Genomic DNA, 2,571 nt, shown 5'->3' on the forward strand with positions numbered 1-2,571 from the left:
AGCTGGGAGCCCGATCGCGCATCATGCTCGCCGGCTACACCGACGATCCGGGTCGTGTGCTCGATCGCGCCAGCGTGGTGGTCACCTCGACCGCTTTCGAAGGACAACCGCTCTCGATCTTCGAATCCCTGATGCACGGCACGCCCGTCGTCTCCTACGACGTTCGCTACGGCATCCGCGACGTGCTGGGCGACGGCGGTGGCATCCTCGTACCCGATGGCGACGAGCGCGCGCTGGCGGATGCCCTGCGGCAGGTGCTCACCGATTCCGCACTGCACGCACGTCTTGTCGCTGAGGCTCCGAGCGCGGTATCCGCGTGGAGCAGCGAGCGCGCGGTCGGGGCACTCGCCGACACGGTGCGCGGTGCGCTCGCGGCCACGCCACGGCGCTGACACGCGACTCACGGCGCCGACCACGACGCAACCCTGACGAGAATCGCTGAACTTTTCTTGCGGGATGTCGATCGGCGCTCTTCCCGTTCGACGTCTTGAGTGAGAGGGTCGAAAAGCGGCCCCGATTCAAGGAGAATAATCATGAAGTTCATGCTGATCATGCGCGCGACCGACGAGGCTGTCGAGGCGTACAACGAGGTTCCGTTCGAGCAGATCATCGAAGCGATGGGCAAGTACAACGAATCGATGATGAAGGCCGGGGTGCTGGCGGCAGGCGAGGGGCTCACCGATGCCGCAGAGGGTTTCGTCGTCGACTTCTCCGGCGAGGAACCGCTCGTCACCGACGGGCCGTACGGCGAGACCAAAGAGCTGTTCAACGGGTTCTGGATCGTCGAGGTCTCCAGCCGCGAAGAGGCCGTCGAATGGGCCAAGCGTGCACCGCTGGGGGCGGGATCGTTCCTGGAGGTACGACGCGTGACCGAGATGGATGACTTCCCCGCGGACAACGAGTGGATCCAGAAGGAAGCGGGCTGGCGCGAAGAGCAGGCACAGCGGGGGCAGCAGTAGAGTCACCTGATGACTCAGACCACAGGCGATTCGGCGGTGCGATCCACGACCGACGTGGAGCGCACCGTCGCCGCCGTGTGGCGCATCGAATCGGGCAAGATCGTCGCCACCCTCACCCGCATGGTGGGCGATTTCGGGTTCGCTGAAGATCTCGCGCAGGATGCGCTACTCGACGCTCTGAAGCAGTGGCCCGTCGAGGGCGTGCCGCGAAACCCTGCTGCCTGGCTCACCGCCGTCGCCAAACGGAAGGCGATCGACGGTTGGCGCCGCCAAGAACGCCTGGACGATCGCATCGCGGTGATCGCGCACGACCTGGACCGGGAACAGGCGGATGCCGCGGATGCTGACCCGTGGGACCCAGACAGCATTGACGACGACCTGCTCCGGTTGGTGTTCATCTCGTGCCACCCGGTGCTCTCGCGTGAGGCACGCGTCGCCCTGACGCTGCGGGTGGTGGCCGGCCTGTCGAGCGAACAGATCGCGCGGGCCCTCCTCGTGCCGGTTGCCACCGTGCAGCAGCGCATCGTGCGGGCGAAGAAGACCCTGGCCGCGGCGAACGTCGCATTCGAGGTTCCGCCGCGAGAGGAGCATCCCGCGCGTCTCGGGGCCGTGCTCGGGGTGCTCTATCTGATCTTCAACGAGGGGCACGCCGCCAGCAGCGGGACGGATTGGATGCGCACCGAACTCGGGGTCGAGGCGATACGACTTGCCCGCGTGCTTGTCGGACTGGTTCCGAAAGAGCGAGACGCGCATAGCCTGTTGGCGCTGATGGAACTGACGGCCGCGCGATTCCTGGCCCGCACCGACGCCCGCGGAAAACCCGTGCTGCTCGCCGATCAGGATCGATCACGCTGGGATCGCGGTCGAATATCGCGTGGGCGGGCAGCGCTCGCCGCAGCCGATGCGCTTGGCGGACGCACGGCATATGGCCTGCAAGCGGCGATCGCCGAATGCCACGCCGTGGCGGCGTCTGTCGACGACACCGACTGGGAGCATATCGTCGTGCTGTACGAAGCGCTCGGCCGCGTCGCTCCCTCGCCGATCGTCGAGCTCAACCGCGCTGCGGCCGTCGCGATGGCGACGGGCCCGGCATCCGCTCTGCGCATCATCGATGAGCTTGCGGCATCCGGCGCTCTGCGCGACTACCACCTGCTCCCGGCGACGCGTGGAGAGATGCTGTCACGACTCGGGCGTGACGAAGAAGCGCGCTCGGCGTTCGCTGCCGCCGCGAAGCTCGCGGGCAACGACGCCGAACGCGCCCTTCTCGAGGCCAAAGCCTCGGGTCAGCCCGTCTAGTCGCGGACCTTGCTGCCGCGGCCGACGATCAGGCCGTAGATCAGCAGCACGATGATCGCACCGCCGATGGCGAGAGCCCAGGTTGACAGGCTCCAGAACTCGTTGAGGCCGACACCGAAGATCATGCCGCCTAGCCAGCCGCCGAGAATAGCACCGACGACGCCGAGGATGAGCGTCACGATCCAGCCGCCGCCCTGCTTACCGGGCAGGATCAGTTTGGCGATGGCGCCAGCGATCAATCCGAGGATGAGAAATGCTAAGAAACCCATGATGTGTGCTCCTTCTCTGTAGCGGTGAGATAAGAATGCTCCTGTTC

4 protein-coding genes are annotated in these 2,571 nt (G+C 66.2%); 3 read left to right on the forward strand and 1 reads right to left on the reverse strand.

Going from position 1 to position 2,571, the window contains the following annotated elements:
• From Q1J95_RS15555 to Q1J95_RS15565, 3 genes are all read left to right on the forward strand, one after another.
• On the forward strand, positions 1-392 hold a 392-nt coding region (locus Q1J95_RS15555; protein ID WP_300269318.1), incomplete at its 5' end, for a glycosyltransferase.
• A 141-nt stretch (positions 393-533) separates the two neighbouring features.
• Positions 534-959 carry a YciI family protein gene (locus tag Q1J95_RS15560; protein WP_300269321.1) on the forward strand — a complete coding sequence of 142 codons (426 nt, stop codon included), beginning with the start codon at positions 534-536 and terminating at the stop codon, positions 957-959.
• Between the two features lie 9 nt (positions 960-968).
• A complete protein-coding gene (locus tag Q1J95_RS15565; RefSeq protein ID WP_300269324.1) occupies positions 969-2,255 on the forward strand; it encodes a sigma-70 family RNA polymerase sigma factor in 1,287 nt (428 codons plus the stop codon).
• On the opposite strand, the gene Q1J95_RS15570 is transcribed toward Q1J95_RS15565, so the two are convergent.
• On the reverse strand, positions 2,252-2,524 hold the full coding sequence (locus Q1J95_RS15570; protein WP_300269326.1) for a GlsB/YeaQ/YmgE family stress response membrane protein: 273 nt from the start codon (positions 2,522-2,524) through the stop codon (positions 2,252-2,254). The two genes, Q1J95_RS15565 and Q1J95_RS15570, sit on opposite strands and share 4 nt — an antisense overlap.
• Positions 2,525-2,571 lie beyond the last annotated feature (47 nt).

This window comes from Microbacterium sp. (assembly GCF_029263575.1).
GTDB lineage: Bacteria > Actinomycetota > Actinomycetes > Actinomycetales > Microbacteriaceae > Microbacterium.